Origin of the sequence: Kitasatospora sp. NPDC001547, from assembly GCF_042894165.1 — a bacterium.
Classification (GTDB): Bacteria; Actinomycetota; Actinomycetes; order Streptomycetales; family Streptomycetaceae; genus Kitasatospora.
In genome coordinates this window covers 642,180-664,638 of the sequence record NZ_JBIAVL010000002.1, presented here as the reverse complement: position 1 = coordinate 664,638, position 22,459 = coordinate 642,180, and the positions used below count along the sequence as shown (strand labels likewise).

Here is a 22,459-nt window from a genome sequence, read left to right as displayed (position 1 = left end):
CGCCGGGTCCGCCCGCCTGGTTAGCGTGCCGCCATGCTGCCCCTGGTGCTGACGGACGAGGAATGGGACGCGGTCGTCCCCGACGAGACGGTGATGCGCCCCGGCGCCGAGGCGCTCTGCGCCCGACTGGGCGTCGGGGGCCTGCCGTTGGAGCGCTTCGCGGAGGGCTCCGTCCCGGTGTACGCGGTCGGCGCGGAGCACGTCCTCAAGCTGTTCCCGGCGGCCAGTGCCCGGGACGGCGTCGTCGAGGAGCGGGTGCTCACCCGGCTGGACGGCGCCCTGCCGATCCCCACCCCGGCCGTCCGGGCGGCCGGCGAGGACGCCAACGGCTGGCGGTACGTCCTGATGTCCCGCATGCCCGGCGAGGGCCTCGCCCCGGCCTGGCCGCGCGTCCCGCAGGGCGACCGCGAACGGATCGCCCGCGACTGCGGCGAGGCCCTCGCCGCCCTGCACGCCCTCGACCCCGAGCCGCTCGCCGACACCCTCGGCCCCGGCGACTGGCCGGCCTTCCTGGCCCGCCAGCGGGCCGGCGCGGTGGCCCGCCAGCGCGAACGCGGGCTGGCCGAGCACTGGTTGGAGCAGATCCCCGACTTCCTCGCCGCCGCCCCGCTGCCCGCCGCCCCCGGGCGCGCCCTGCTGCACACCGAGTTCATGCGCGAGCACCTGCTCACCGACCCGGCCGACGGCTGGCGCCTGACCGGCCTGATCGACTTCGAGCCCGCGATGATCGGCGACCCGGCCTACGACCTGGTCGCCGTCGGCCTCTTCACCACCCGGGCCGACCCCCGGCTACTGGGACGGCTGCTGGACGCCTACGGGCGCCGCTTCGAGCCCCGGCTGCTGCTGGCGTACACCCTGCTCCACGTGTACAGCCACCTGCCCTGGTACCTGCGGGAGTTGAAGCCCTCGGCGCGGACGCTGGACGCCCTCGCCGAGGAGTGGTTCGGGGCACTCTAGGGGCGGCCGACGGTTCGCGCCCGGGCGGAACCGTCGGAACCGCTCCTACGGCCGCGGGTCGGTGCGCAGCAGGCCGTAGCGGACGATGTCGCGCCACTCGCCGTCCCGGAACGTCACCGCGCGCTGCACGCCCTCCCGGGTGAAGCCGAGCTTCTCCAGGACGCGCTGCTCGGCGAGGTTGCCCGCCTCGGTGTCCGCCTCCAGCCGCATCACCGGCGAGTGCGCGAACAGGTAGTCCACCAGCAGCCGTTGGGCCCGGGTGCCGATCCCGCGCCCGCGCACCTGCGGCAGCAGCTGCACCCCGATGCTCCAGTACGGGGCGGCCGGCCGCACCCCGCTGCGGTTGGCGGCGACGAAGCCGCCGAACCCGCCGTCGACGACGACCGCGAGCACCCACTGCCCGTCCTCCAGCAGCCCGTTCTCCTGCCACCGGCGGCGGAACCGCTGCGGGTCCCGCCAGCCGTACCACTGGAACTCGCCCAGCGCCTGCGGGTCGTTCACCAGCTCCTCGACCGCGGACAGGTCGTCCTCCGCGATCGGGCGCAGGGAGACTGATTCTTCGCTCATGCAGGCGCCAACGGCCGGGAGATCGTCGCGGTTCCTCCGTCGAGCGGCGGACGGGGATCGGTGCGCAGCAGGCTGTAGAGGACGACGTCGCGCCATGCGCCGGCCCGGAAGAGCTGCGCCCGTTTCACGCCCTCCCGGGTGAAGCCGAGCTTCTCCAGGACGCGCTGCTCGGCCAGGTTGGCGGATTCGGTCTCCGCCTCCAGCCGCATCACCGGCGAATGCGCGAACAGGTAGTCGGCGAAAAGCCGTTGCGCCCGGGTGCCGATCCCCCGGCCCCGCGCGCCGGGCAGCAGCTGCGCGCCCATGCTCCAGTGCCAGCCCGTCGGCGCCGCGACCTCCCGCATGGCGGCGGCGTAGCCGCGGAACTCCCCGTCCACGGTGATCGCGAGCGTCCACTGCTCCTCCGTGAGCAGCCCGTTCTCGGCCCAGACCCGGCGGATCCGGTCAGGCTGCCGCCAGCCGAACCACAGGTGCTCGCCCATGGCGTCGGGGTCGTTCAGCAGGGACAGGAAGTGCGGGAGGTCGGCTTCGGCGATCGGGCGCAGGGTGACGTTTTCCTCGTTCATGCCGGCGTCAACGCGCATATGGAAGGTGCCGGTTCCTCATTCCGCGAAAAAAGTCCCCGGGAATTCCGATCGGCCCGCGATTTACCGCGGCGGGCATTCTTTTACCGCGGCGGGCTCCCGTTTACCGCGCCGCGCCCGCTATTACCGCGGGCGCCGTCATCCGGCGATCGAGCGGGCGAGCCGGAACCCCACGTCGTCGATCCGCAGGGTCGGGTGGCTGCGGCGGCGGACGGAGGCGCGGCAGCTCCAGTGCTCGTCGAACCAGCCGCCGCCGCGCAGCACCCGGTAGTCGCCGTACACCTCGGGGTCGTAGCGGTCCCAGCACCACTCCCAGACGTTGCCGAGCAGGTCGTACAACCCGTAGCCGTTCGGCCGCAGCCCGCCCACCGCGTGCGGGCGCTCGTCCGAGTTCCCGCGGTGCCAGGCGATCTCGTCCAGCGGGCCGTAGCGCGGGCCGTCCGTGCCGGCGCGGCAGGCGTGCTCCCACTCGGCCTCGGTGGGCAGCCGGTAGCCGTCGGCGGCGCGGTCCCAGACGGCGTCCTCGCCGTCCACCTCGTAGGCGGGCGCCAGGCCCTCGCGCCGGGAGAGCTCGTTGCAGTAGCGGGCGGCGTCCAGCCAGGAGACGCTGTGCGCGGGGCGGCGGTCGCCGGTGGCGCCCTCGTACTGCTCGCGGGTCACCGGACAGGCCGCCAGCTCGTACGAGGCGACGTCGACGGCCCAACTGCGCTGGGTGCGACGGCCGGAGAGGGTGACCCGGCCGGACGGAACGGTGATCATCCACCGATCCTAGGGCCCCGGGCGGCAGGGCGGTCGCGCGGGAAGCCGGCCGGACCGGCTTCCCGCGACGACACGCCTCCTACGCCCGGACGACGACCGTGCACAGGCGCTTGGTGGCGCGGGTGAGGGCGACGTACAGGTCGCGCTCACCGGCCGGGCGGGCGGTGACGATGCCGTCCGGGTCGACCACGACGGCCTCGTCGAACTCCAGGCCGCGCGCCTCCGACGCCGGGACCAGCCGGGCGTACCGCTCGACCCCCGCGGCCGCCAGTTCCGCCACCCGGCCGTCCGCGCAGACCACGCCGAGCAGTTCGCCCGGGTGCGCGGCGCTCTGCGCCCGCAGCTCCCGGACGACACCGGCCGCCACCCGGTCCGGGGCCACCGCGACGGTCCGGGGCTCGTCCCCGTTCCGGATCGAGCGGATCGGCGGCTGGTCCGGGGCGATCCGGCGCAGCAACTCCGCGGTGGTGGCCAGGATCTCCTGCGTGGTGCGGTAGCTGACGGTCAGCGTCCGCAGGTCGAAGCGGTGGCCGAGGTGCGGGTCGAGCGCCTCGTTCCAGCCCTGCGCGGCCGTCACCGGGCCGGCCTGGGCGAAGTCACCGACCAGGGTCATCGACCTGCCGGGGCAGCGGCGCAGCACCATCCGCCACTGCATCGCGGTCAGCTCCTGCGCCTCGTCGACGACGACGTGCCCGAAGGACTGCTCGAGCGGGCCGTCGACCAGGCTCGCCGCCTCGTCGAGGAGCGGCAGGTCGGCGTCGGTCCACGGCGCGCCGGGCGTGCGCCGCAGCAGGGCCCGCTCCTCCCCGGTGAGGTGCGGGAGGTGCGCTTCCAGCGCGTCGGCGTCGGCCAGCAGGGCGCCGACCACGTCGCCGGGCTCCAGCCGCGGCCAGAGCTCCTCGACGGCCCGGTCGATGTGCGGGTCGTCGAGGAGCGCGGCGCGGACGGCGTCGGCGTCGAACTCGTCGGCCCCGGTGGCGGGCGCCTCGTCGATGCCGAGGTTGCGCAGGTCCCGGGCCGCCATCCGGTCGAAGTCGACCCCGGTGAGCTGGGCGACCTCGGCGTCGATGCGCTCCAGCGTCTCGGCCATGCCGCGGGCCAGCGCGCTGGTCAGGGCGTCGACCAGCAGTTCCAGGAACAGCCGGCGGGCCCGGTTGTGCGCGAGCCCGCTGCCCTGCGCCGCCTGCCGCGCCCCGGCGACCTCCTCCTCCGCCAGGCCGACCCACTCCTGCCCGACCCGGACCGTGAAGTCTCCGGCCGGGGCCTGCCGCGAGCGGACCGATTCGGCCAGCGCGTCCGCCAGTGCGGCCCCGCCCTTGAGGCGGGCCACGTCGAAGCGGTCCACGGCACCGGGGACCACGCCGGCCAGGTCCGCGCAGGTGGCCAGGACGACGTCGTTCTCCCCGAGCGAGGGCAGCACCTGGGAGATGTAGTCGAGGAACCGCGTGTTCGGCCCCAGCACCAGCACGCCGCGCTCGGCCGCCTTGGGGAACGCGTACAGCACGTACGCGGCCCGGTGCAGCGCCACCACCGTCTTCCCGGTGCCCGGGCCGCCCTGCACCACCGTCACCCCGCGGTGCGAGGACCGGACGATCGCGTCCTGCTCCGTCTGGAGCGTCGCGACCGCCGTCCCCATCCGGCCGGTCCGCCGCTCCTGGAGCGCCGCCGTCAGCGGACCGTCGCCGACGACGTCCCCGGCGGCCGGCTCCGAGCCGTCCAGCAGCTCGTCGCTCACCCCGACCACCGTGCGGCCCGTCAGACTCAGGTGGCGGCGGCGCCGCAGCCCCAGCGGGTGGACCGGCGTCGCCTCGTAGAAGGCCCGCGCCGCCTCCGCCCGCCAGTCCACCAGCAGCGGCAGCTCGTCCTCGTCCCGCTGCAGGCCCAGCCGCCCGATCCGCAGCACCGTCCCGTCCGCCAGGTCGATCCGGCCGAAGACCAGCCCGCCCTCGGCCCCCTCCAGCCGGCGCACCTCACCCGCCAGCCGGCCCGCCGCCACCTCCCGCTCGTACACCTCGCCCGCACTGTCCGCCGCCGACGCGAGCACCTGCCCCAGCTGCGCCCGCGCCCCGGCGAGCCGCTCGTCGAACAGCTCGGCGATGACGGACACCTGCGCCCGCTCCAGCTCCACCTGCTGGACGGCGTTGTCATTGGTCTGCGACACGGAAGAGCCCCTCTCGATTCAACCCGCCACTATGCAGAGGGAATCCGGGGAAGTAAATGTTGACTTGTCCGGGATGAACGTGTCTTCCGATTCCCCGCACGGACTTTTCCGGCGGGAATTCCGGACGGCCGCCGGGGCCTCTCTCGCCGCCCCGCCCAGACGGCCCTTCCCGGCCCTGGGCCGGGGTGGGGCCGGGCGCCGGCCGGGGTCCGGACCCACCCGCCGGAAGCTGTCCTCGGCAGCTCCAACAACCCTACCCACAAGGCGTTTTGCGCCGCCTGCACCCGACCGCCGGGCCGCCTAGGCTCGGCGGCATGAACCGTACGATCCGCACCACCGAAGACGTCCTCGCGCTTCTCGACGGCCTCTTCCCGCCGGCCGAACCGTTCTGGGACCGGTTCTACGCGGACCGGTCCGCCGGGCGCCCGTTCTTCGCCCCGGAGCCGGACGAGAACCTCGTCTCCTGGCTCGGCCGGGGCCTGCTGCCCCCGGCGCCCGGGCGGGCGCTCGACCTCGGCTGCGGCGTCGGCCGCAACGCCGTCCACCTGGCCTCGCTCGGCTTCGAGGTGGACGCCGTCGACCTCTCCGCCACCGCCGTCGCCTGGGCCGAGGAGCGCGCCCGCGAGGCCGGCGCGGGCGCCCGGCCGCGGTTCCACCGGGCGAGCATCTTCGATGCCCGACTCCCGCACGCCCACTACGACCTGGTCTACGACTCCGGCTGCCTGCACCACCTCCCGCCGCACCGCCGGGTCAGCTACCTGGCCCTGCTCGACCGGGTCCTGGCGCCGGGCGGGCACTTCGCCGTCACCGCCTTCGCGGCCGGCGCCATGGGGTCCGAGCGGCCCGACGAGGAGCTCTACCGGCTCGGCGCGCTGGAGGGCGGCCTGGCCTACTCCCCGGACGAACTGCGGTCGCTGTTCCGCGAGTTCACCCCGCTGGAGATCCGCCCGATGGTCGCCCAGGAGGCCGACTCGCCGCTGTTCGGCGTGCCCTTCCTCCTCGCGGCGCTCTTCCGGCGCACCACCGACGGCCCCGTCGGCGTTCCCACCGGCGGCCCCGTCGACGGGCGCGGGTAGGCGGCACCGGGCCCCGGCGCCGTCAGTCCCGCTCCCGCCCCACCGCCGCCTCGTACGCCAGCAGCGTGTCCACCACCAGACGCCGCTGCGCCGCGCTGAGCGGCCCGAGGGCGGTGCGCCAGGCGGCGGCCCCCGGGGCGAGCCAGGCCTCGATGGCGGGCAGCCGGGCGGGGGCGATCGCGACGATGCGGCGCCGGCGGTCGGCCTCGTCCTCGCGCCGTTCGAGGATGCCCTGCCGGCTGAGGTCGCCGACCATCAGGCTGACCGTGGTGGGGGCGACCTCCAGTCGGGCGGCGAGGTCATTGACGCCCGCCGGTCCGTCCAGCAGCAGGACGGCCAGCAGGGACAGATGACGGGGCGCCAGGGCGAAGCCGCGCAGCGGCTCGGGGACGGGGATCCGCTTGGCCCGCCCGACCAGTCGGGGCATCAGCAGCAGCATCGACCGCACGGCGTCGTCGAGCCGCTCCCCGGGCACCGGCTCCCCCTCCGGCGCCAGCCCGTTGCGCGGTTCTCCCTCGGGCGTTGACATCGCCCACCTCTCTCCATTTACCTTTGGTAGCAAAGCTGTTTGACGTGCAAAGTGAGCCCGTCGGCCATGGTACGAACCGAGCCGAACGGAGCTCCACCATGCCGCACCTGGGCCTGCACATCCGCGAGGAGTCCCTCGGCCTGATGTCGAGCGGTCGCTCATCGCCGCTCTCACCGAAGCCATCGCCTCGGTCTTCTGCGAGGGGTTCCGCCCCCTGGTCGCGGTCGAGTCGATCGGGGCCCCGCAGCGCCGCCCGGGCATCGGCGGGCTGCCGACCGAACGCGCCCGAACCGAACCGACCGGCCGTCGGCGCCCGTCCTTCCGAGAGGAGGCCCGGGCGCCCGCGTCCGGCCCGCCTCCGGCGCATCCGCCCCCACCAGGGTGGATGCGCCGCCCCGACCCGCGCGCGGGCACGATCGCACGCACCGGGGATCCACCGCACGCCCGCCACGGATCCGCCACGCCTGACCACATTCGTCCCACAGGCCTCACCAGCCCCAAAAGGGAATCCGGGCGTCCGGCCGGAACCCGGCTTTGCGACCGGCCGTCCGGTGGCATAGGTTTCGACCGCCGTCGACGCACCATCGACGCTGACCACCCCTCAATCTCGGGGCGGGCGGCGGGGCGAGGAGCCGACGGCCGTACGCACAGGGGGGAGGAGCTGCCATGCCGCACGCCCGCGACCACGGGTCGACCGGGCGGCGAGGACGGACGGACGGCGCCGCGCACCAGCGGCCGACGGCCGACGCGCGCCCGACCCCGACCCATGCCACCGGACACCCGAGGAACCGTCAGTTGCGCACCACCAGACTCGCCACCGCCACCGCCGCCGCCCTCGTCTGCCTGGGCGCGCTCAGCGCCTGCGGCCCCGACAACGGCGGCCAGGACACGGGCAAGCCCGCCGCCCCGGCCGGGGCCGGCACCGCCACGCCGAGCGTCAACCCCAACAAGCCCACCGGCGGCGAGAAGGGCATCCCGGACAAGGCCTGGATGGACGTCAAGAGCATCCCGATGGACGAGAGTTACCACTACACGCCACTGGCGGCCAACGCCAAGCCGGTGTCCGGCCCGCTCCAGTTCAAGGGCATGGAGCTGTGCCACGCCGCGGTCACCAAGGACGACGAGCCGCTGTTCACCGGCACCGCCGCCGCGAAGTCCTCGGTCGGCTTCGGCGGGGACCGCTGGACGGCCCAGCAGACCCTGCTGTTCATCGGCGACCCCACCCACAGCAGCGGCGCCAAGCAGACCACCAACCTGGCCGAGGGCCGTTTGACGGAGGCGCTCAAGTCCTGCGCCAAGACCGCGCCCGGCGCCACCGTGAAGGTGGACAGCGCCCCGGAAGCGCCGTACTTCGCCGCAGTCCTGACCGTCCCGCAGGCCGACGGCGGCACCGTCACCCTGCACGAGTACGTGGTCAGCGACGGCGGCGCGGTCAGCGAGCTGGCCGTCTGGGCCACCACCAAGGCCGGCGCCCAGCCCAAGGACGCCTGGAAGGCCCCCGAGGACAAGTACGTCGGCACCGGCATGACGGCGCCGATGTGCGAGGCCCTCCCGGGCTGCGACGGGCGCTGACCCATCCGCGGGCGCCGGCCCCCTCCGCGGGCGCCGGCCCCTGCGAGGGCGCCGGCCCTCCACGGGTGCCGCCGCCTCGACGGGCGCTGACGCCCGACGGGCGCCGGAGCAGGAGCGCCCACCCCACAGACGGCCGCCCGGCCCGTCCGGAACAGGGGACCGGACGGACCGGGCGGCTCCCTTCGGCCCGGCCCGCGCCGAGCGGTCAGCCCCGCAGGACCGCCAGTTCGATCTCCCGGCCGCTCTGGTCACCGGGCACCGACAGCACCACCCCGGAGGGTTCGAAGCCGGCCTTCCGGTACAACGCCTCGGCCCGGGGGTTGTCCTCGTGGACGAACAGCCGCACCCGCTCGATCCGGGGCTCGGTGAGCGACCACGCCCACTCCTGGACCGTCCGGATCAGGTCGAGCGCCAGCCCGGTGCCGCGCGCCTCCGGCCGGACGTAGACCGCGACCACGTGTGCCTGGTCCACCTCGACGACGTCGCCCTCCAGGGCGCCCGCCCCGCCGGACCGTTCGACCAGCGCGGTCATGGAGCCGAGCCAGCGCCCGTCCTCGGCCTCGGCGACGAACTGCGCCACGTGCGGGTCCGTCGCGGCCCGGGTCGTGCGGTCCTGCCAGAACTCCTCGGGCCTGGTGACGGCCTGCTCGTGGGTCTCCAGGAAGGCCACGGCCGCGACCGGGTCCAGCAGTGCTTCCAGTCGGAGGTCCCTGGCCTGCCGCCAGTCCTCGACCCGTACCCGTCTGATGATGATTCCGCTGCTCATCGCGTGATCATTTCATCGGCACCGGTGACCCTCGCAAGCGAATTCGGCGCCGCCCGGGCCGGCGCCGAAGGTCAGGCCTGAGCCGCCGCCCGGACCGGATCGACTGGCCGGACCGGGGCCGCCGCCCGAACCGGAGCCGCCGCACGGGCCGGATCGACCCGGGACTCCTCCAGCAGCCGCGCCAGCAGCGCCGCCGGCCCCTCCGGCAGGCTGCCGTGGACGAGCTCGGTGCGGTGCACCAGCCGGGGCGCGGCGATCGGCGCGCGCCCGACCCCGGGCGCCGCCGCGAGCACCGGCTCGGGCAGCAGGCTGAGCCCGTGCCCGACCGCCACCAGCGCGAGCAGCCCGTGCAGGTCGGTGCCCTGGTAACGGGTGGCGGGCCGGAAGCCGTCGACGCCCGCGGCCGCGCGCAGCCGGGCCGCCGTCGGGGTGAGGTCGGGGGCGTCCAGCCAGCGGGCGGCGGAGAGGTCGGCGAGCGCGAGGCCGCCGCGGCCGGCCAGCGGGTGGCCGACCGGCAGGGCCACGGCCACCGGCTGCTCGGCCACCGCGACGGTGCGCAGCGGGCCGACGTCGGCCAGCGGCAGCGGGTCGCTGGGCGCGGCGAGTCCGTCGATCAGGGCGAGGTCGACCTCGCCGGTGGCGACCTGGGCGGGCAGCACGTCCTGGGCCAGCACCCGGACGACCAGTTCCGCCCGCGGATACGCCCGGCGCACCTCGCCCAGCGCGCGCCCCAGCGTCGCCCCGACCGCCAGCGGGGTGGCTCCGAGCACCAGCCGGGCGCTCGGAGTGCCGGCCAGACGCGCGACGTCGGCGCGCGCCGCCGCCAGCCGGACCAGCAGCGGCGCGGCGTGCTCCAGCAGCCGCTGCCCGGCGCCGGTCGGACCGACCGGACGGCGGACCAGCAGGGCCGTCCCGAGGTCCGCCTCCAACGCGGCGATCTGCTGGGACACCGCGGACTGGGTGTAGCCGAGCTCCCGCGCCGCCTCCGAGAAGGAGCCGAGGCGGGCGACGGTGACGAAGGTGCGCAGCTGCTGCGGGTCCACGGCGGGCATCAACCGATCTGATCGAAGCTTAAGGAATCATCGTTGGCGCTGATCTCGGGGGCGGGGTCAGGATAGCCGCATGACCTATCCGACCCCGCGGATCGCCCTGGTCGGCGACCGCTCCCCCGCCGTCCGCTCGCACGCCCGGATCCCCGGCCTGCTGGACGCCCTCGCCGAGCACGACCACCTCGTCCTGGACGCCTACTGGATCCCGACCGGGGACGCCGCCGAGCCCGGCGCCCTGGACGGCTTCGACGCGGTCTGGCTGCTGCCCGGCAGCCCGTACCGCAGCGAGGCGGGCGCGCTGGCCGCCGTCCGGACCGCCCGCGAACGCGGCATCCCCTTCCTCGGCACCTGCGCCGGGTTCCAGCACGCGGTGCTGGAGTACGCCCGCGGCGTCTGCGGTCTGGCCGACGCCGTCCACGGCGAGGAGCACCCGGACGGGGAACGGCAGGTCATCACCCCGCTGGCCTGCTCCCTGGTCGGCCACGAGGGGGCCGTCACGCTCACCCCCGGGAGCCTCGCCGAACGCGTCCTCGGCGCCACCCGCACCCTGGAGCGCTACCACTGCGCGTACGGCCTCAACGGCGCCCACCTGGAACGGCTGTCCGCGTACGGCCTGCGGTTCAGCGGCGCGGACGAGTCCGGCGAGGTGCGCGTCCTGGAGCTGCCCGGCCACCCCTTCTTCCTGGCGTCGCTGTTCCAGCCCGAGCTGGCCGGCGACGGCACCCGGGCGCACCCCATGATCCGCGCCCTGGCCGGCGCCGCCGTGGCCCACGCCGACTCCAAGGCTCCGGCGGCGCACGCCTGAGCCGGCGTCACCAGCCGGCCTCACGACCCGGTCTCGCGATCCGGCATCACGGCCCGACAACACGGTTCGAGGTCACATCGGCAGCGACCGCAGCCGCACCGGCCCCTCCGGCCACCCGGCCCCCGCCACCAGGGGCGCCCACATGGTGCGCAGCGGCATCTCCGCCAGTCGGCCCTCCGGCTGCTCCACCGTCACCCCCTCCGCGACCTCCCGGAACCCGAGCCCCCGGTAGAACCCGGACAGCGGCGGGCGGCAGAACAGCAGCGCGTGCCGGTGGCCGAGCGTGCGCGCGTGGTCGAGGGCGGCCCCGACCACGGCCCGCGCGAGGCCGCCGTGCCGGTGGTCGGGCGCGACGCAGACCCCGCCGACGCCCATCACGGCCAGGTCGGTGCCGCCCACGGTGAGCGGCAGCGGCAGCAGCCCGGTGTGGGCGACGAGCCGGCCGCCGGCGGCCCGGACGCCGAAGTGGATCTCCTTGGGCAGGAAGGCCAGCCCGGTGTACGCGACGCCGTACGGGTCGTCGCCGGGGCCGAGGATCTCCTCCTGTTCGGCGCGGCCGTACTGCGCGAGCCGTTCGACCACCGGCGCCCCGACGAGGTGCGGCTCTGGCGAGAAACGATCATTCATCCCGCCATGCTCTCCCCCCACCAGGGCTTTTCACCAGTCCCTTCCCGGCCACTCGGTCCGACGCCCCTCCAGGCGCCCTTACCGGCGCCCCGGCCGGCGCCGGCCGCCGCCCGGCTCTCCGTCAGGCCGCCGCGCGCCGCGCCAGCTCCGCCCAGACCTCGTCCACCCGCGCCTCCAGCTCCGCCAGGCCGCCGCCGTTGTCGATCACCAGGTCCGCGATCGCCAGCCGGTCCTCCCGGGAGGCCTGCGCGGCCATCCGGGCCCGGGCCTCCTCCTCGGCCATCCCGCGCAGCCGCACCAGCCGGTCCAGCCGCACCCCGTCGGCCGCGTCCACCACCACGACCAGGTCGAACAGCGGCGCCAGGCCGTTCTCGGCCAGCAGCGGCACGTCGTGCACCACGACCGCGTCCGGCGCGGCCGCCGCCTCCAGCTCGGCGGAACGGGCCCGCACCAGCGGGTGGACGATCGCGTTCAGCGCCTTCAGCCGCTCCGGGTCGGCGAACACCACCGCCCCGAGCGCCGGACGGTCCAGCGCGCCGTCCTCCCGCAGCACCTGCGGGCCGAACTCGGCGACCACGGCCGCCAGACCGTCCGTCCCGGGGGCGACCACCTCGCGGGCGATCACGTCGGAGTCCACGATCACCGCGCCACGCGCGGCGAACAGCCGGGACACCTCGCTCTTGCCCGCGCCGATGCCACCCGTCAGTCCGATCTTCAGCATGGCGTCAGGCTACCGGCGAGGCACCGGCGGCGTCAGCGCGGGCCGCCCCCGGAGCGGCCCCGCCCGACACCCGGCCGTCGCCGGAGTCCACCGCTCGGCACCCGGCAGCCCCCGGAGCCCGTCAGTCCAGCTCCAGGCCCTCGCCGTCCCCCAGCAGCACCAACTCCGCGCCCGCGCTCGCGCCCGGCCCCTCCGGCCCGACCAGCCGGGTGTGCACGGCGAACCCGACCGGGCTGAGCACCGCCTCGTGCACCGGTACGGCCCGGCGCGGCCCGGCCTCCCGGATGTAGTCGACCACCTCGGAGGCCTTGCTCCAGGGCGCCGCGATCGGCAGCAGCAGGGTGTCCACGGTGTGCGGCGGCAGGGTCAACGCGTCGCCGGGGTGGAACAGCCGGCCGTCGAAGAGGAAGCCGACGTTCGGCACCCGCGGGATGTCCGGGTGGATCTCCGCGTGCCACTCGCCGTGCACCGAGACACCGAGCCCGCCGATCTCGAAGGCGTCGCCCTCACCGACGACGGCGACCCGCTGCGCCACGCCGTCCAGCTGGGCGGCGACGGCCCGGTTGGTCCACACCCGCAGCGCCGGGTCGGCCTCCAGCGCGGCGCGCAGCCGGGACTCCTCGAAGTGGTCCATGTGCTCGTGGGTGATCAGGACGGCGTCCGCCCCGGCCAGGGCGGCGGGGTCGGTGAACGCCCCCGGATCGACGACGACGGTGGCCTCGCCGTGCTCGACGCGTACGCAGGCGTGTCCGAACTTGGTGATTCGCATGCCGGAAACCATACAGCAAGGCTGTACAGCTGTGCTGCATTAATTCCCGGTAGACTCCTCCCATGAGCAGTGAAGACCCCCACCCGGACACCCTGGAACTCGCCGCCGACCTGCGCGCCGCGATCGGCAGCCTGGTCCGCTCCCTGCGCGGCGGCGACGAACTCCCGCAGAACCAGGCCGCCGTCCTCGGCCTGCTGGTCCGCGACGAGCACACCTGCACGGTCGCCGAACTCGCCGCCCTCCAGCGGGTCCGCCACCAGTCGATGGCCCGCACCGTCGCACTGATGACCGGGGCCGGGCTGGTCACCCAGCAGCCCCACCCCACCGACGGCCGCAAGCTGCTCGTCACCGCCACCGAGGCCGGCCGCACGGCCCTGCTCGACCAGCGCGCCCGCCGCGAACGCCGGATCGCCGGCGTCATCGAGTCCCGCCTCACCCCCGAGGAGCAGCACACCCTGCGGGCCGCCGTCCCCCTGCTGCGCCGCCTGCACTGACCCCCCTGGCACCGCCCGCACCGCCCGCACCGCCGACACCGCCGACACCGCCATCGCCCCGCCGCCCCAGTCGCGCTGACGGACCGACACCCGCGACGAGCCGGCCTTCCGCCCCCTGCTAGGGTCCGACCACGTGACGGACCGGGCAGAGCAGCACCACCAGGCCATGCGCGAGCACTTCCACCGCGCCGCCCACCAGCGGGGTTTCACCCTCGCTCCCGCCCAACAGGCGGCGGCCGAACGGCTCAGTCGGCTCGCCGGCGAACTGGCCCGGCCCGCCTGGCGCTTGCGGCACCCGCCACGCCACCTCTACCTGTGGGGCCCGGTCGGCCGCGGCAAGAGCTGGCTCGTGGACACCTTCCTCGACGGCCTGTCCACCCCGCACAAGCGGCGGCTGCACTTCCACGACTTCTTCCGCCGCCTGCACGAGGGGGTCGCCCACCACGACGCCGGCCCCCAGCACTCCGCACGCGACGGCGCCGCCGTCGACCGCGCCGTGGACGACCTGCTCGGCGACTGCCGGATCCTGGTCTTCGACGAGTTCCACGCCCATGACGCCGGCGACGCGATGCTCGTCGCCCGCCTGCTGCGCACCCTGCTGGACCGCCGGATCACCCTGGTCACCACGTCCAACTACCCGCCCGTCGGCCTGATGCCCGACCCGCTCTACCACCACCTCTTCGAACCGACGATCAGGCTCATCCAGGAGCGGATGGACGTCCTCGACGTCGCCGGCGCGGTCGACTTCCGCCGGGCGGCCCCGGCCGGGGACCGGCCCGCGGGGCAGGAGCCGCGCTTCACCACCGGCGCCGTCCTGCGCCCCGGCCAGGAGGCGGCCGCCGGCCTGACCCCGCCCGGGCCCGGGGAGGCCGCCCCGGTGACCGCCCACCACCGCGAGCTGCCCGCCCGCGCCGTGCGCGAGGGCGAGGGCCTGGTCTGGTTCGGCTTCGACGCGCTCTGCGAGGGCCGCACCGCCGTCCCCGACTACCTGGCGCTCGTCGAACGCTTCCCCACCCTCGTCCTGGACGGCGTGCCGCCGCTCACCGAGGCGAGCCTGGACGGCCGCCAGCGGTTCGCCAACCTGGTGGACGTCTGCTGCGACCGCGACGTCCGGCTGGTCCTGATCGGCGCCGACCCGATGACCGGCCTGGACCCGGGCTCCCCGCTCCAGCGCGACCTGGACCGCACCGCCAGCCGCCTCGCCCTGCTCCGGCAGCGGCCGGTCCCGGCGCCCTAGGTTCCGGACGCCCCGATGGAGCAGCCCCCTCCGGAGAAAGCCCCTCCGGAGCAGCCCGCTACGCCGTCCCGACCAGCGGCTTGGCCGGCCGCTGCACCGGGATCACCACCGGCTCGATCTCCGGCAGGTCGACGTGCTCGCTCAGCCCGAACCGCCGGTGCAGCCGCCGCAGCGGGGCGGGCGCCCACCAGTTGAACTCGCCGAACAGGCTCATCGCGGCGGGCACCAGCAGGCACCGCACCAGGGTGGCGTCCACCGCGACGGCGACGGCCAGCGCGATGCCCATCTGCTTGACCATCAGCATGTCCCCGAGCGCGAACCCGGCGAAGACGATCACCATCAGCAGCGCCGCCGAGGTGATGATCCGACCGCTGCGCTGCACGCCCAGCTCCACCGCCCGGGTACAGCTGTGGCCCTTGTCCCGCAGCTCCTTGATCCGGGCGAGCAGGAACACCTCGTAGTCCATCGACAGCCCGAAGGCGAAGGCGAAGACCAGCACCGGGATGAAGGTCTCCAGCCCGCCGGTCGGGCTGAACCCGAGCAGCCCGCTGAACCAGCCGTCCTGGAACACCAGGGTGAGCGCGCCGAGCGAGGCGCCCAGCGAGAGCAGGTTCATCAGCAACGCCTTGACCGGCATCACCACCGAGCCGGTCATCAGGAAGAGCAGCACCAGGGTGCCGACCGCGACCAGGCCGAGCGCCCACGGTCCGCGGGAGAGCAGCTCGTCCTGGAAGTCCACCACCGAGGCCGCGCCGCCGGTGACGTAGGTGGTCAGCCCGCCGCGGTCGGCCCGCAGCTCCTCCACCACCTGCTTGGCCTGCGCGCCCTGCGGGTCCCCGTGCACCAGCACGTCGATCGTGGAGACCGTGTCGCCCACCGGCGTCACGGCCCGCACCCCGCTCACCCCGGGCAGCTTGGCGACCACCTCGTCCGCGTACGCCTGCGCCACCGGCGCCCCGCCCTCGACCACCACGGTGATCGGCGCGGCCGCGGCCTGCGGGAAGCGCTGGTCGACCGTCTCGGCGACCTGCCGCCCGGCGGAGGAGGAGGGCAGCACCGCGGCGCCGGAGCTGCGCATGTCGGCGTGCAGGAACGGCGCGCCGGCCGCCATCAGCAGCGCCACCGAGGCGAGCGTGACCGCCACCGCCCGCTTGCGCACCCGGCGCACGGTCCGGCTGAAGAACCCCTCGTCCGCCACGGGCGCGGCGGGCGTCCTGATCCGCGCGCCGGCGAAGCCGAGCAGGGCGGGGATCAGGGTCAGCGCGGCGGCGACGGCGATCACCACCACGCTCACCCCGGCCGCGGCCACCGCGCCGAGCACCGGGCTGGTGAAGACGAACAGGCCCGAGAGCGCGACGGCGACGGTCAGCCCGGAGAAGGCCACGGTGCGTCCGGCGGTCGCCGCGGTCCGTTCGACGGCGGCGGCGATGCCCGCGCCGTGGCCGCGTTCCTCGCGGAAACGATTCACCATGAGCAGCGCGTAGTCGATCGAGAGCCCGAGCCCCAGCACCGTGGCGATCGGCAGCACGCTGGTGTCGATGTCCATGATCCGGCTGAAACCGAACATGGCCAGCAGCGCGCCGCCCACCGAGGCGACCGCCCCGATCACCGGCAGCGAGGCCGCCGCCAGCCCGCCGAAGACCAGCACCATGACGATCAGCGTGAGCGGCAGCGTCACCAGCTCGCCGAACCGGGTGTCCTTCTCGGTCTGCTTCTTGACCTCCTGCTGGAGCACCAGGTCCCCGCCGACCGTGACGTGGGCGCCGCCGGTGCCGTCCAGCGCGGTGAGCCGCTGGGTGACGGCGTCGGTCTGGGCGGTGGACGCGGTGTCGGCCATCCGGACGCTGACCAGGCTCGCCGTCCCGTCGGCGGACCGCAGCGCGGCCGGTGCCGGGCCGGAGCCGTACGCGTCCAGCGCGGAGGAGACCCCGGGCAGGGCGGCGATCTCGGCGGTGGCCCGCTCGACTGCGGCCCGGACCGCCGGATCGTCCACCGGCCGGCCGTCCACCACGGCGGTGACGGTGCCCTTGGCCGGGTCGGCCGCGGTGACCACCGCGCCGCCCCGGTCGGCCTCGGCGCTGGCGGAGGTGGCCCCGGCCACCGAGCCCTCGAAGACCCGCCCCCCGATCAGGACGCCGACCACCAGGACGACGGCCCACAGGCCGAGCACCCAGCGACGGTGGCGGAAGCAGAACCGGCCGAGGGCCGCGAGCCGGCCACCGACCACGGCGGTGGGGGCGGCGGAAGAGGGGTTGCGCATGAAGGAGCCTTTCGGGCAGCTCCCCTCAATTTAGGTGCAACCCGAACTCCGGCCTATAGACGGGCAATGAGCCTCATCTCACACTTTCCTTCACATAAGGCACACATAAGTCGGGGCGGTATAAATCAGGGCGGAAAACGAAATGGGCCCCACCCGGAAATTCCGGGTGGGGCCCACCGTCTGGCTACCGGCTAGCGGGAAGCGAGAGCCTCAGCTCTGGCCGCCGGCCAGCTTCTCGCGCAGGGCGGCCAGGGCCTCGTCGGAGGCCAGGGCGCCCGAGCCCTCGTCGCTGCTGGACGAGTAGGAACCACCGGCGGCGGCGGCGACGGCGTCGCCACCCTCCTCGGCGGCCTGGGCGTCGGCCTCGCGGCTCTTGATGACCTGGGCCTGGTGCTGCTCGAAGCGGGCCTGCGCCTCGGCGTACTGGCGCTCCCACTCCTCGCGCTGCTTCTCGAAGCCGGGCAGCCAGTCGTTCGCCTCGGGGTCGAAGCCCTCCGGGTAGATGTAGTTGCCCTGGTCGTCGTACGAGGCGGCCATGCCGTACAGGGTCGGGTCGAACTCGACCTCGGCCGGGTTGGCACCCAGGGCCTCGTTGGCCTGCTTCAGCGACAGGCTGATGCGGCGACGCTCGAGGTCGATGTCGATGACCTTGACGAAGATCTCGTCGCCGACCTGGACGACCTGCTCCGGGATCTCGACATGGCGCTCGGCCAGCTCGGAGATGTGGACCAGACCCTCGATGCCCTCGTCCACGCGGACGAACGCACCGAACGGAACCAGCTTGGTGACCTTACCCGGAACGACCTGGCCGATCTGGTGGGTACGGGCGAACTGCTGCCACGGGTCCTCCTGGGTCGCCTTCAGCGACAGGGAGACGCGCTCGCGGTCCATGTCCACGTCGAGAACCTCGACGGTGACCTCCTGGCCGACCTCGACGACCTCGGACGGGTGGTCGATGTGCTTCCAGGACAGCTCGGAGACGTGCACCAGGCCGTCGACGCCACCCAGGTCCACGAAGGCACCGAAGTTGACGATCGAGGAGACGACGCCGGAGCGCACCTGGCCCTTCTGCAGGGTGGTGAGGAAGGTCTGGCGGACCTCGCTCTGGGTCTGCTCCAGCCAGGCACGGCGGGACAGGACCACGTTGTTGCGGTTCTTGTCCAGCTCGATGATCTTGGCCTCGAGCTCCTTGCCCACGTAGGGCTGGAGGTCGCGGACGCGACGCATCTCGACCAGCGAGGCGGGGAGGAAGCCGCGGAGGCCGATGTCGAGGATGAGACCACCCTTGACGACCTCGATGACGGTACCGGTGACGATGCCGTCCTCTTCCTTGATCTTCTCGATCGTGCCCCAGGCACGCTCGTACTGAGCGCGCTTCTTGGACAGGATGAGACGACCCTCCTTGTCCTCCTTCTGGAGAACCAGGGCCTCGATGTTGTCACCGACGGCGACGACCTCGTGCGGGTCAACGTCGTGCTTGATCGAGAGCTCGCGGGACGGGATGACGCCCTCGGTCTTGTAACCGATGTCGAGGAGGACCTCGTCACGGTCGACCTTCACGATGACGCCCTCGACGATGTCGCCATCGTTGAAGTACTTGATGGTCTCGTCGATCGCGGCGAGGAAGGCCTCCGCGTCGCCGATGTCGTTGACCGCGACCTGCGGGGTGGTGCTGAGGGAGGAGTCGGTGGGGCTCGTCATTAGGAAAAGGGCTCCGGTACGGACATGAAAGTCGTAGGTAATGCCACGCGGAGGGCCCGTATCGCTCCCACCGAAAGCCGGACAGCCAAGAACACGGCGCACCGGGATTCCCGTAACAACGAGAACCGGCGTCCGTCTTGCGACCGTGGGGTCTTCGACAGATGCGAGCGCGACCTGCTCCGTCCGAGGCGCGCAGGCCCGCAGCGCAACTTGTAGCATACGGGGACGGCCAGGCACGGTCAATGCCGAAGGACGGCAAGACGGTGGAGCCCGGTACGGATCAGGCCATATCCTCCGAATGCGCGCCTCGCGGCGGCGCCCGAAGGGGCCCTGTTCCCCGGATGCCACCGCCAGGACCCGGACCCTTACGGGCCGGTTCTCGGCAGCGACGCTTCCGCACTCCATACCCTACGCGATGGGCATTGTCACCGTGGCCACCACCCCCCAGTCGAACCTGCACGATCTTGACACCTCCCCCGTTCGGGACGAGGAGGAGGACGGCGACGACGCGCTCCGGCGGGAGGCCGGCAGCGGGGAGAGCAGCCGGGCCAGCCGGCACTGGTGGGACCGCAACGCCGACGAGTACCAGGACGAGCACGGCGAGTTCCTCGGCGACGACCGCTTCACCTGGTGCCCCGAGGGCCTGGACGAGGCCGACGCCCGGCTGCTCGGCGAGGTGGCCGGCCGGGACGTGCTGGAGATCGGCGCCGGCGCCGCCCAGTGCTCCCGCTGGCTGGCCGCCCGGGGCGCCCGGCCCGTCGCCCTGGACATCTCCTACCGCCAGCTCCAGCACTCCCGCCGGATCGACCTCGGCCGCGGCACCGCGCCCGTTCCGGTCGTCCAGGCCGACGCCGCCGTGCTGCCCTTCGCCGACGCCTCCTTCGACCTCGCCTGCTCCGCGTACGGCGCCGTCCCGTTCAGCGCCGACACCGCCGCCCTGATGCGCGAGGTTCACCGGGTGCTGCGGCCGGGCGGGCGCTGGGTGTTCTCGGTGACCCACCCGATCCGCTGGGCCTTCCCCGACGAGCCCGGCGTCGAGGGCCTCACCGCGGTGTCCTCCTACTTCGACCGCACCCCGTACGTCGAGCAGGACGAGCAGGGGCGCGCCACCTACGTCGAGCACCACCGCACCCTCGGCGACCGGGTCCGCGAACTCGTCGCCGCCGGCTTCCGGCTGGTGGACCTGGTCGAGCCCGAGTGGCCGGCCGGCCTGGGGCAGGAGTGGGGCGGCTGGTCCCCGCTGCGCGGACGGCTGATCCCCGGCACGGCGATCTTCGTCACCGAGCGGGGCTGACGCCTTGGCGAACCCGGCGCTGAACCCGGCCTGGCGCGACCTGCCCGTCCGCACCGCCCTGCCCGCCCTCCACGGCGCGCTGGCCGGGCACGGCACCGCCGTCCTCGCCGCGCCGCCCGGCACCGGCAAGACCACCCTGGTGCCGCTGGCCCTGGCCGGGCTGCTGGACCCCGGGAACCCGGTGCGGCGGGTGCTGGTCGCCGAACCGCGCCGGCTCGCCGTCCGGGCGGCCGCCCGGCGGATGGCCTGGCTGCTCGGCGAGGCCGTCGGCGGCCGGGTCGGGTACACCGTGCGCGGCGAGCGCCGCACCGGCCCCGAGACGGTCGTCGAGGTGGTCACCACCGGCGTGCTGCTGCAACGGCTCCAGCGCGACCAGGAACTGCCCGGCGTGGACGTGGTCGTCCTGGACGAGTGCCACGAACGGCACCTGGACGCCGACACCGCGCTCGCCTTCCTGCTCGACGTCCGGGCGGCGCTGCGGCCCGACCTCGGGCTGGTCTGCGCCTCGGCCACCTCCGACACCGAGGCCTGGGCCGAGCTGCTCGGCGGCGCCCCGGTGGTGGAGGCGCACGGCACCTCCCACCCGGTCGGGGTGGTCTGGGCGCCGCCGCCGCGCGCCGTCCGGCCCGCGCACGGCACCCGGGTGGACCCGGCGCTGCTCGACCACGTCGCCTCGGTGGTGCGGCGGGCGCTGACCGAGCGGGACGGGGACGTGCTCTGCTTCCTGCCCGGCGTCGGCGAGATCGCCCGGGTCGCCGGGGCGCTGGGCGGTGTTCCGGCGGACGTCCTGCAACTCCACGGCCGCGCCCCGCAGGCCGTCCAGGACGCCGCGCTCTCGCCCGGCGAGGGCCGGCGGGTCGTGCTCGCCACCGCCGTCGCCGAGTCCTCGCTGACCGTCCCCGGCGTCCGGGTCGTGGTGGACGCCGGACTCGCCCGGGAGCCGCGCACCGACCACGCCCGCGGGCTCGCCGGGCTGGTCACCGTCCGGGCCTCGCTCGCCGCCGCCCGCCAGCGGGCCGGCCGGGCCGGGCGCGAGGCCCCGGGCACCGTCTACCGCTGCTGGAACGAGGCCGAGGACGCCCTCGCCGCCCGCTTCCCCACTCCGGAGATCGCGCTCGCCGACCTCACCTCCTTCGCCCTCCAGGCCGCCTGCTGGGGCGACCCGGACGCCACCGGCCTCGCCCTGCCCGACGCCCCGCCCGCCGGGGCGATGGCCGCCGCCCGGCAGACCCTGCTCGCCCTCGGCGCGGTCGACCCGGACGGGCGGGCCACCGCGCGTGGCGTCCGGCTCGCCCGTACGGGGCTGCACCCCCGGCTGGGGCGCGCCCTGGTCGACGGCGCGGCGGCGGTCGGCGCGCGGCGGGCCGCCGAGGTGGTCGCGCTGCTCTCCGAGGAACCGCCCATGGCGCTCGGCGACGACCTCGGCGCGGTCTGGCGCACGGTTCGGTCCTCCCGCGACCCCTACGCGGGGCGCTGGCGCGACGAAGTCCGCCGGCTGCTGCGCGCCACCTCCGACGAGCCCGCCACCGACCTGCCCGACGCCGTCGCCGCCGGCCTCGTCGTCGCGCTCGCCTTCCCGGAGCGGATCGCCCGCGCCCGCGTCGAGCGGCCCGCCCCCGGCGAGCGCAGCCCGTACCTGATGGCCAGCGGGACGGCCGCCGAACTCGCGCCCGGCACGGCGCTCGGCGCCCTGCCCTGGCTCGCCGTCGCGGTCGCCGACCGCCCGGCGGGCTCGCACTCGGCCCGCGTCCTGCACGCCGCGGCGCTGGACGAGGCCACCGCGCTGGCCGCCGGAGCGGCGCTGCTGGCCTCTCGCGAGGAGGTCCACTGGGACACCCGGCGCGGGGAGGTCGTCTCGCGCCGGGTCGAGTCGCTGGGCGCCGTCGAACTCGCCGAGAAGCCCCTCAACCGCCCCGACCCCCTGCTCGTCCGGGCTGCTCTGCTCGAAGGCCTCGCCCGTGAGGGCGTCGGCACGCTGCTGACCTTCCCGTCCACCCTGCGCGAACGTCTGGCCTTCCTCCACGCCGCCATCGGCGATCCCTGGCCCGACGTCTCCGACGAGGCGCTGCTGGAGCGGGCCGAGGAGTGGCTGGAGCCCGAACTCTCCCGCGCCCGCCGCCGCGCCGACCTGGCCAGGATCGACACGACCGCCGCCCTCCAGAGGTTGCTCCCCTGGTCCACCGGTGAGGCGGGTCGGCTGGACGAGTTCGCCCCCGAGCGCATCACGGTGCCGTCAGGATCGAAGATCCGCGTCGACTACACCACCGAACGCCCGGTCCTGGCAGTCAAGTTGCAGGAGCTCTTCGGCTGGACAGCGACCCCTGCCCTGGCCGGAGGCCGCGTCCCGCTGACCATCCACCTCCTGTCGCCCGCCGGCCGCCCCGCCGCCGTCACCGGCGACCTGGAGAGCTTCTGGCGCGACGGCTACCGCGCCGTCCGCGCGGAGTTGAGAGGCCGATACCCCCGCCACCCCTGGCCCGAGGACCCGACCACGGCCGAACCCACCCGCCGCACCAACACTCGGAAGTAGG

General features: G+C 74.8%; 20 protein-coding genes. 8 read left to right on the top strand and 12 right to left on the bottom strand.

Annotated features, from left to right (window positions below):
- Positions 1–33 precede the first annotated feature (33 nt).
- Positions 34–957: a phosphotransferase family protein gene (locus ACFY0X_RS05745; protein WP_387749196.1), complete on the top strand. Its 924-nt coding sequence runs from the start codon at positions 34–36 to the stop codon at positions 955–957.
- A gap of 45 nt (positions 958–1,002) precedes the next feature.
- Here ACFY0X_RS05745 and ACFY0X_RS05740 read toward each other — a convergent pair whose 3' ends face one another.
- From ACFY0X_RS05740 to ACFY0X_RS05725, 4 genes are all read right to left on the bottom strand, one after another.
- Positions 1,003–1,524 (bottom strand): GNAT family N-acetyltransferase, encoded by a 522-nt coding sequence (locus ACFY0X_RS05740; RefSeq protein WP_387749193.1) that lies wholly within the window; start codon positions 1,522–1,524, stop codon positions 1,003–1,005.
- Positions 1,521–2,090, bottom strand: coding sequence for a GNAT family N-acetyltransferase (locus tag ACFY0X_RS05735; RefSeq protein ID WP_387749190.1), 570 nt, complete (start codon positions 2,088–2,090; stop codon positions 1,521–1,523). The genes ACFY0X_RS05740 and ACFY0X_RS05735 overlap by 4 nt, the downstream gene beginning before the upstream one ends.
- Positions 2,091–2,246: 156 nt before the next feature.
- The gene (locus tag ACFY0X_RS05730) at positions 2,247–2,867 is read right to left on the bottom strand and encodes a formylglycine-generating enzyme family protein (protein ID WP_387749187.1); all 621 of its coding nucleotides are present in this window, start codon (positions 2,865–2,867) and stop codon (positions 2,247–2,249) included.
- Positions 2,868–2,946: 79 nt separating this feature from the next.
- Positions 2,947–5,028, bottom strand: a complete 2,082-nt coding sequence (locus tag ACFY0X_RS05725) for a HelD family protein (RefSeq protein ID WP_387749185.1) — start codon at positions 5,026–5,028, stop codon at positions 2,947–2,949.
- Between the two features lie 314 nt (positions 5,029–5,342).
- Between ACFY0X_RS05725 and ACFY0X_RS05720 the strand changes: the two genes are divergently transcribed.
- On the top strand, positions 5,343–6,104 hold the full coding sequence (locus tag ACFY0X_RS05720; RefSeq protein ID WP_387749182.1) for a class I SAM-dependent methyltransferase: 762 nt from the start codon (positions 5,343–5,345) through the stop codon (positions 6,102–6,104).
- Between the two features lie 22 nt (positions 6,105–6,126).
- On the opposite strand, the gene ACFY0X_RS05715 is transcribed toward ACFY0X_RS05720, so the two are convergent.
- Positions 6,127–6,633, bottom strand: coding sequence for a MarR family transcriptional regulator (locus tag ACFY0X_RS05715; protein ID WP_387749179.1), 507 nt, complete (start codon positions 6,631–6,633; stop codon positions 6,127–6,129).
- Positions 6,634–7,428: 795 nt separating this feature from the next.
- Between ACFY0X_RS05715 and ACFY0X_RS05710 the strand changes: the two genes are divergently transcribed.
- Entirely contained in the window at positions 7,429–8,205 is a 777-nt protein-coding gene (locus ACFY0X_RS05710; protein WP_387749176.1) for a hypothetical protein, read from the top strand.
- Between the two features lie 205 nt (positions 8,206–8,410).
- Here the strand turns inward: ACFY0X_RS05710 and ACFY0X_RS05705 are convergent, their stop codons facing one another.
- Together ACFY0X_RS05705 and ACFY0X_RS05700 are read right to left on the bottom strand one after the other, a co-directional pair.
- Positions 8,411–8,971, bottom strand: coding sequence for a GNAT family N-acetyltransferase (locus ACFY0X_RS05705; protein ID WP_387749173.1), 561 nt, complete (start codon positions 8,969–8,971; stop codon positions 8,411–8,413).
- 71 nt (positions 8,972–9,042) lie between these two features.
- Positions 9,043–10,023 carry a LysR family transcriptional regulator gene (locus ACFY0X_RS05700; protein ID WP_387749170.1) on the bottom strand — a complete coding sequence of 327 codons (981 nt, stop codon included), beginning with the start codon at positions 10,021–10,023 and terminating at the stop codon, positions 9,043–9,045.
- Positions 10,024–10,093: 70 nt separating this feature from the next.
- Here ACFY0X_RS05700 and ACFY0X_RS05695 point away from each other — a divergent pair, with 70 nt between their 5' ends.
- Positions 10,094–10,825, top strand: a complete 732-nt coding sequence (locus ACFY0X_RS05695) for a hypothetical protein (protein ID WP_387749167.1) — start codon at positions 10,094–10,096, stop codon at positions 10,823–10,825.
- A 72-nt stretch (positions 10,826–10,897) separates the two neighbouring features.
- Here the strand turns inward: ACFY0X_RS05695 and ACFY0X_RS05690 are convergent, their stop codons facing one another.
- The 3 genes from ACFY0X_RS05690 to ACFY0X_RS05680 all read right to left on the bottom strand — a co-directional run bounded on the left by ACFY0X_RS05690 (position 10,898) and on the right by ACFY0X_RS05680 (position 12,942).
- Positions 10,898–11,452, bottom strand: a complete 555-nt coding sequence (locus ACFY0X_RS05690) for a GNAT family N-acetyltransferase (protein ID WP_387749164.1) — start codon at positions 11,450–11,452, stop codon at positions 10,898–10,900.
- Positions 11,453–11,573: 121 nt separating this feature from the next.
- The gene (gene coaE, locus ACFY0X_RS05685) at positions 11,574–12,173 is read right to left on the bottom strand and encodes a dephospho-CoA kinase (protein WP_387749162.1); all 600 of its coding nucleotides are present in this window, start codon (positions 12,171–12,173) and stop codon (positions 11,574–11,576) included.
- Positions 12,174–12,294: 121 nt separating this feature from the next.
- Positions 12,295–12,942 carry an MBL fold metallo-hydrolase gene (locus tag ACFY0X_RS05680; RefSeq protein ID WP_387749159.1) on the bottom strand — a complete coding sequence of 216 codons (648 nt, stop codon included), beginning with the start codon at positions 12,940–12,942 and terminating at the stop codon, positions 12,295–12,297.
- A gap of 62 nt (positions 12,943–13,004) precedes the next feature.
- Between ACFY0X_RS05680 and ACFY0X_RS05675 the strand changes: the two genes are divergently transcribed.
- On the top strand, positions 13,005–13,436 hold the full coding sequence (locus ACFY0X_RS05675) for a MarR family winged helix-turn-helix transcriptional regulator (protein ID WP_387749156.1): 432 nt from the start codon (positions 13,005–13,007) through the stop codon (positions 13,434–13,436).
- A gap of 133 nt (positions 13,437–13,569) precedes the next feature.
- A complete protein-coding gene (gene zapE / locus ACFY0X_RS05670) occupies positions 13,570–14,673 on the top strand; it encodes a cell division protein ZapE (RefSeq protein ID WP_387749154.1) in 1,104 nt (367 codons plus the stop codon).
- 58 nt (positions 14,674–14,731) lie between these two features.
- Here zapE and ACFY0X_RS05665 read toward each other — a convergent pair whose 3' ends face one another.
- Together ACFY0X_RS05665 and rpsA are read right to left on the bottom strand one after the other, a co-directional pair.
- Complete coding sequence (locus tag ACFY0X_RS05665; RefSeq protein WP_387749150.1) at positions 14,732–16,933, bottom strand: MMPL family transporter; 2,202 nt, start codon at positions 16,931–16,933, stop codon at positions 14,732–14,734.
- Positions 16,934–17,143: 210 nt separating this feature from the next.
- Positions 17,144–18,634, bottom strand: coding sequence for a 30S ribosomal protein S1 (gene rpsA / locus ACFY0X_RS05660; RefSeq protein WP_030061640.1), 1,491 nt, complete (start codon positions 18,632–18,634; stop codon positions 17,144–17,146).
- Between the two features lie 415 nt (positions 18,635–19,049).
- On the opposite strand from rpsA, the gene ACFY0X_RS05655 reads away from it, so the two are divergent.
- Positions 19,050–19,928: a class I SAM-dependent methyltransferase gene (locus tag ACFY0X_RS05655; protein WP_387749147.1), complete on the top strand. Its 879-nt coding sequence runs from the start codon at positions 19,050–19,052 to the stop codon at positions 19,926–19,928.
- A 4-nt stretch (positions 19,929–19,932) separates the two neighbouring features.
- Complete coding sequence (gene hrpB, locus ACFY0X_RS05650; protein WP_387749144.1) at positions 19,933–22,458, top strand: ATP-dependent helicase HrpB; 2,526 nt, start codon at positions 19,933–19,935, stop codon at positions 22,456–22,458.
- The last annotated feature ends 1 nt before the right edge of the window (position 22,459 follow it).